6 protein-coding genes are annotated in these 6,000 nt (G+C 39.5%); 3 read left to right on the top strand and 3 right to left on the bottom strand.

The window, feature by feature from the left end; all coding sequences use genetic code 11:
• Window positions 1-468 precede the first annotated feature (468 nt).
• Both EKM69_RS07175 and EKM69_RS07170 read left to right on the top strand, forming a co-directional pair.
• Window positions 469-981 carry a DUF1440 domain-containing protein gene (locus EKM69_RS07175; RefSeq protein ID WP_125709619.1) on the top strand — a complete coding sequence of 171 codons (513 nt, stop codon included), beginning with the start codon at window positions 469-471 and terminating at the stop codon, window positions 979-981.
• A gap of 3 nt (window positions 982-984) precedes the next feature.
• Window positions 985-2,310, top strand: a complete 1,326-nt coding sequence (locus EKM69_RS07170; protein ID WP_125709617.1) for an MFS transporter — start codon at window positions 985-987, stop codon at window positions 2,308-2,310.
• Window positions 2,311-3,072: 762 nt separating this feature from the next.
• Here the strand turns inward: EKM69_RS07170 and EKM69_RS07165 are convergent.
• From EKM69_RS07165 to EKM69_RS07155, 3 genes are all read right to left on the bottom strand, one after another.
• Entirely contained in the window at window positions 3,073-3,456 is a 384-nt protein-coding gene (locus tag EKM69_RS07165) for a VOC family protein (protein WP_125709615.1), read from the bottom strand.
• 658 nt (window positions 3,457-4,114) lie between these two features.
• Complete coding sequence (locus tag EKM69_RS07160; RefSeq protein WP_225423858.1) at window positions 4,115-4,846, bottom strand: C40 family peptidase; 732 nt, start codon at window positions 4,844-4,846, stop codon at window positions 4,115-4,117.
• A 220-nt stretch (window positions 4,847-5,066) separates the two neighbouring features.
• Window positions 5,067-5,618, bottom strand: a complete 552-nt coding sequence (locus tag EKM69_RS07155) for a guanylate kinase (RefSeq protein ID WP_125709611.1) — start codon at window positions 5,616-5,618, stop codon at window positions 5,067-5,069.
• 92 nt (window positions 5,619-5,710) lie between these two features.
• Here EKM69_RS07155 and EKM69_RS07150 point away from each other — a divergent pair, with 92 nt between their 5' ends.
• Window positions 5,711-5,920, top strand: a complete 210-nt coding sequence (locus EKM69_RS07150; RefSeq protein ID WP_125709609.1) for a DUF2187 domain-containing protein — start codon at window positions 5,711-5,713, stop codon at window positions 5,918-5,920.
• The last annotated feature ends 80 nt before the right edge of the window (window positions 5,921-6,000 follow it).

Raw genomic sequence — 6,000 nt, 5'->3', positions numbered from 1 at the left:
GATATTTTTGACGAATTTATAAAAGCATTACCCAATCGCCTGATCAGGCTCTTGGATAATGCTTCATGATGTTAAAAAACTATTTGATTGTACCCAACCTCAACATACGAATGAGTTGAGGGCTATTTTCGTGCTTTCAACCTTTAGTAGGGGATTGGATAATATCTATAGGGGGGAATATTATCTAAATTTAGGGATTATTTATATTTAATAAGTTGTGTAAGTAATTTATGAAAAATATCTATTGGGGATCAATAAAAATTGATTAGGGTTTTACTTCATCCGGTCACCTCTTTGTTTTTGACTATGTATAAAGAATACCGCCACTTTATGAATAATCCGGTACCTAACTAAGAATTAAAATCAAACAAATTATGAAGAAATTATGTCTTTTATGACAGCAGAATATAAGCGTAATTATATAGCTTGTTTTATAATGAAAGCATATGTTATTAGGAGGACTTGGATATGAAACTGAATAAGAGACAAAAAACTGATCTTCATGCAGCTATCAAAGCTGGTCTTGCAGCGGGGATAATCTCAGGACTAGTTAAATTAGGATGGGAAAACATCTTGCCACCACGTACTGCTCAACGAGATGCTACTAACCCTCCACAAAAATTGTTGCAACAATTTGGGGTGCCTGAAAAAGTTACTCACGCAACTTATACATACTCTGGCCACAAACTACCTTGGGTCAGCTATTTAATGCACTTTGGTTTTTCAACATCATTCGCCATTATTTACGAAGTATTAACACAAAACAGACGTTACTTGCGTTTTACTTCGGGAACAATTTTTGGTCTAGCAATTTGGGTTGCCTTCCACATCGGCATCATGCCAATGATGAAGACTGTCCCTTCAGCTTCTGACCAACCTACTGAAGAACACATTTCTGAGGCTTTAGGACACATTGCTTGGATGTGGACTAATGATATCGTTGGCCGCGAACTCTACCGTCGTTTAACAGCAAAGAAGTAGTCCATGAATAAGTGGCGAACTTCTATCACCGAACGGATCAGTTATGGTTTAAGTGACGCAGCCGATAACCTAGTCTTTCAAATGATGACCACTTACCTACTTTTCTTCTATACCGACGTCTTCGGTTTAACCGCCAGAGAAGCAGCCGTCTTATTCGTAGTTGCTCGAGTCGCCGATGTTTTTGAAAGTTTGATCATCGGAGTCATGATCGACAAAACTAATTCCAAATGGGGAAAAAGCCGACCATTCTTCTTATGGTATGCTTTCCCATACGTAATTTTTGCCGTCTTGACCTTCGTAACGCCTAGTTTCTTACCACATACCGGAAAACTAATTTGGGCTTACGTGACTTACTTAGGATTAGGTTTCTTCTACACTGCCGTCAACTTACCGATCACTTCGATCTTACCAACTATGACCGATAATGAACGAGAGACTACCTTATTAGGAGTTATCAGACAATTCTTTGGCTCATCTGTCCAATTTATCGTCGGAACCTTTACGATTCCTCTTGTAGTCTTATTTGGCCGTGGTGACCAGCAAAAAGGATTTTTAGGTACTATCATCCTCTTTGGTATCATCTCTCTAGTTTTGATCTTAAACACTTTCTTCCACGTAAGAGAGCGTTTCACCGACAAAACTATCAGTCACCAACCACTCAAAGAAGTCTGGGGCATGTTAAAACAAAACAAGCCTTGGATGGTAATTTCCGTCGTCATTTTCTTGTATTGGTTAACGACGTCAGTCAGAAATCAGACGACAATTTATTACTTCAAATACGTCATCAAAAATGAAGGCTTAGTATCCTGGGCCAACGGATTCACCTTCACAGCCTTGATTGGAGTAGTAGCCATCTACTTCGTCTCCGCCAAAATCGGTAAAAAACGCACCATGCAGATCGGAATAATCGCCGGTTTCATCGGCCAAGCCATCATAGCAGCTGCTGCTTACGCCGAAAACGTCCCATTGATCTTCTCAGGAGTCTTCATCAACTCCATCGGAAATGGCTTCATCATCGGACTAGTATCGATCATGATAGCCGATACCATCAGATACGGAACTTCCATGGGCATCCAAGCAGAAGGAGTTTTAGCTTCAACGGATGACTTTGGAGTTAACTTAGGTCTTGGTCTTGGGGGTCTAGTTACAGCTGGAACTTTGGATCTTGCCGGTTATCATTCTAACCAAGCACAAACAGCAGACGCTATTTCGGCGATCAATCTTAACTATGGTTTGATTCCTTTGGCTTTGTATGTTGTTATGTTTTTGGTGTTGTTGATGTATAACGAGACTAAGATTGAAAAAGCAGTAAATGAATTAAAGGATTAAGTCGAAATTTATTTTCGGCTTTTTTTTTGATGTTTTTTGAGGTTGTATGTTGGGTGGTGGTTCACTGCCGGTTCTGGTGGGGTTCCGGGAATTGCGCCGTGGAACGCTGCGGACCCACTTTGAGCTATCCAAGGAAAACCGCCTCGGACATCTCAAAGCTGGGTCTTTTCGTAAGCACGGCCCATGCCGTGCAAACGAAAATTTCGCGGCTGACGGCGAATTCCCTCCACCCCACCAGAACCTAGGTTTGTACAAAATCCATTTTTTTGTGGAGATACGGTACTTACTTTTATAGTGGAAAATTGTTTTGACTAGTTTTGTTACGTTTAATCTTTCCGCGTTCTTACGATCCCGTCTTCTCGTTCTATCTTGTTTATTTTTGCTTTTCGTTCTCATCGGTTGCTATTAAGATAGTGGTTAAAAGCGTCCTATTTTTGGTACAAAAAAAGCTCCAATTTTGGTTTCTCAGGGCCAAAATTGGGGCTTTTTTATAAACTGGATTCTCGTCTCCGGTTTATTTTCCTCTTCATAATTCGATGTAGCTAGTTTAAAAGCTAACTATATTTAAAACTCGTGTTCGATGAAACACGTTTTATGTTTTTTTACCTGTTGATTTAGCAGGGCAACATCAATTTGTGTTGCTTTACTATTTTACCATATCCATTTGGATTTCTAAGCAATAAATTAAGACAAGTTTCCTATTCTACAGAAGCTTGAAAAATGTCCATTATTGCAAAAAATCGGATCGGTTGTTTTCTTAAATTAAACTGTTAGTTCAATCAAATTTCCTTCTGGATCAGCCACGACACTTTCATAATAGCCATCACCAGTTACTCTTGGACCGTCCAAATGATCATAGCCATCGTCTTCGATCCGTTCGGTCAACTCATCAACATCTTGCTCTGAGCCTAGCGAAATGACGATATGTTGAAAGCCCACCGGATATCCTGAACGATCGACATTGCGGAGATCATCACGAGAGCAAACTTCCAACTTAGCACCATCATCAAATGACAAAAAGCGCGAAGTAAAAGAAGTCTTCTCATTATGGTACGCATCAGAAACCTTAACATCAAAATAACGCTTGTAAAAAGCCACGATCTTATCCAAGTCTTGAACAAAAACACCAACATGTCCAATATGCATACCAATCACCCCACATTATAATTTCAAAAAAATAATAGCACTAAAAATCCCCAAAGTCACCGCAAAAACCCCCAAACAAAAAATCCAGTCACCAAAGCAGACCAATAGAAAGCAAAAGCACAAAGCCAGTCATCAAGAATTTAGAAACTAGAACTAGAACTGGAACTGGAACTGGAACTGGAACTGGAACTGGAACTGGAACTGGAACTGGAACTGGAACTCCCCGATGATAACCGAAAAACAAAAATCCAAAAGATAGATAGCATCAAATAAAACTCCTAGGAACAAATAAACCTAAGTACCACCAACTCAACCAAAACAGTCCACTGAGATAAAACTAAATACCGTACCCCCACAAAAACAGCTAGTTTTTAACTACCCTAGGTTCTGCGGGAGGTGGAGGGAATTCGCCGTCAGCCGCGAAATTTTCGTTTGCACGGCATGGGCCGTGCTTACGAAAAGACCCAGCTTTGAGATGTCCAAGGCGGTTTTCCTTGGATAGCTCAAAGTGGGTCCGCAGCGTTCCACGGCGCAATTCCCGGAACCTCCCGCAGAACCGGCAGTGAACCACCACCCAAAAATATCAAGCAAAAACCAGCCCAAAACCAAAAAAAGAGCCAGACGAAAAACGTCTGACTCAAAAGAATAATATTTAAAATTATAGAACCTTAACAGCAAATGAAGGCATAAAGTAGCTAGAAATATTAGCAACCTTAACTGATTCACCTGGTTGAGGTGCAGCGATGTATTGGTTGTTTCCAAGATAGATACCTACGTGGTATGTTGAACCTTGGTTACCCCAGAATAATAAGTCACCAGCTGATGCTGATTGAACTGATTCGTGTTGTCCAGCTGATTCTTGAGCTACAGTGTAACCACCGATGCTCTTACCTGTTGCTTGTTGGTATACGTATGATGTGAAACCTGAGCAGTCAAAACCACTTGGTGTCTTTCCACCCCATACATAAGGTGTACCGATAAATGATTTAGCAGTATTGATCAATGAGTCAACAGCTGATTGAGTTGAAGGAGCTTGTGTAGCTGCTTCTTCTTGAACTGGAAGACCTTCTTTAACGTCAACGGCTCTAACCCATGCGTTTGTACCTACGAAGTACCAAACGTTACCAGCGTCATCTTTAGCAGCTTGGCCAACAGCCCAAGGTGTGTTTTCAGCTAATGAACGACCTTCAAGTTTTGAGTTTGATGAAGGTTCTGTGTATAACTTAGCAGTTGTTGTAGTTGTAACAACTGAAGGAACGCCTTCTGTGATTGTAGTAGCAGCATGTGCTGTGTGTGTTTCTGTGTTTCCGGCAAGGTTTGTAAGACCAAAACCTGTAACGGCTAATGATGCTGCGGCTGTAAATGTAACAAGACTTTTCTTAATATTCAAAATTAAATTTCCCCCATAAATGGTGTGTTTGTATTTTTTAGTTTTTAAAATTCATAAGTTATTTTTATCACTCAACGATGAACACTATACTCTAGGAATATTTCATAACTGTTACAAACGTTAAATAAGAATGTTACACTTTTATTTATAAAAAATTAAATGTCCAGAAAAGCCGATTTTAAGGGATTCCTTCTTTCGGTTTTTCTGGACATTTTTTGAATTATTCGATTGACTTTATGATCTCATCGACACAATCTTTAGTATTTCTTATGTCTTTGTTTATGATTTCATAATGATTTCTATATAATTCCTTAGGAATTTCAAAGTCCCTGCGATTTTCTTCACTTACTAATCGCTGGGCGACACGGTGCTCTTCATCCCCTCTTTGGCGTAATCGATTGGCGATGAGTTCGGGGTCGACCTTCATAAAAATCACTATGCAATCTTGGCCGTACTTCTTGCGATAAGCGATCGCACCCTTAGAATCGAGGACGATCGAGGCAATATCGGCTTTTTCCCAGGCCTTTTGTAGTCCTTCTTCGGAAGAACCGTATTTGTTACCACTATATTCAACTCTTTCTAAATAGTGGTTTCGTTCAAAACTTTCATTAGTTTCGAAATAATAGTCGACCCCATTTTGCTCACCAGCGCGTGGAGCCCGTGAAGTATGTGTAATTACGTGAGGAATTTGATATTTCTCCTCCAAATAGCGACTAATAGTTGTTTTACCAGTACCTGAGGCACCAGTGATGACTATGATTTTTTTATTCATGATATTTATCCCGTTGCATTTAGTTTGAAATATTTTAACTACTATATTATGATACTAGTCTGTTAAGTAAATAACTCTAGAGGAGTTTGAATATGAAAATTGAAGATATTAAAGTTGGCGAAACATACAACTGCAAAGTTGACGAAGACATGGATTACGAATTCCAAGGAAAAGTTGAAAAAGTCTACGAACATTCAGCATTAGTTGAAATCGTAAAAAACGATCCTAAAGATGACCCAAATAAGATGGAACTAAACAACAAGATCGTTGTTAGTGCTAAAAAGATGTCAAAAGCTAAGTAGTTTTTGAACACTAAGGGGCTAAACCACAACTGGTTTAGCCCCTTTTTTCGTTGCTTTGACTTAAATTATACGAAATACCT

The sequence above is a fragment of the Companilactobacillus zhongbaensis genome (assembly GCF_003946515.1).
In the GTDB taxonomy this organism is placed as follows: Bacteria; Bacillota; Bacilli; order Lactobacillales; family Lactobacillaceae; genus Companilactobacillus; species Companilactobacillus zhongbaensis.
The sequence above is the reverse complement of the archived record's forward strand: the minus strand, read 5'-3'. Positions and strand labels throughout refer to the sequence as shown.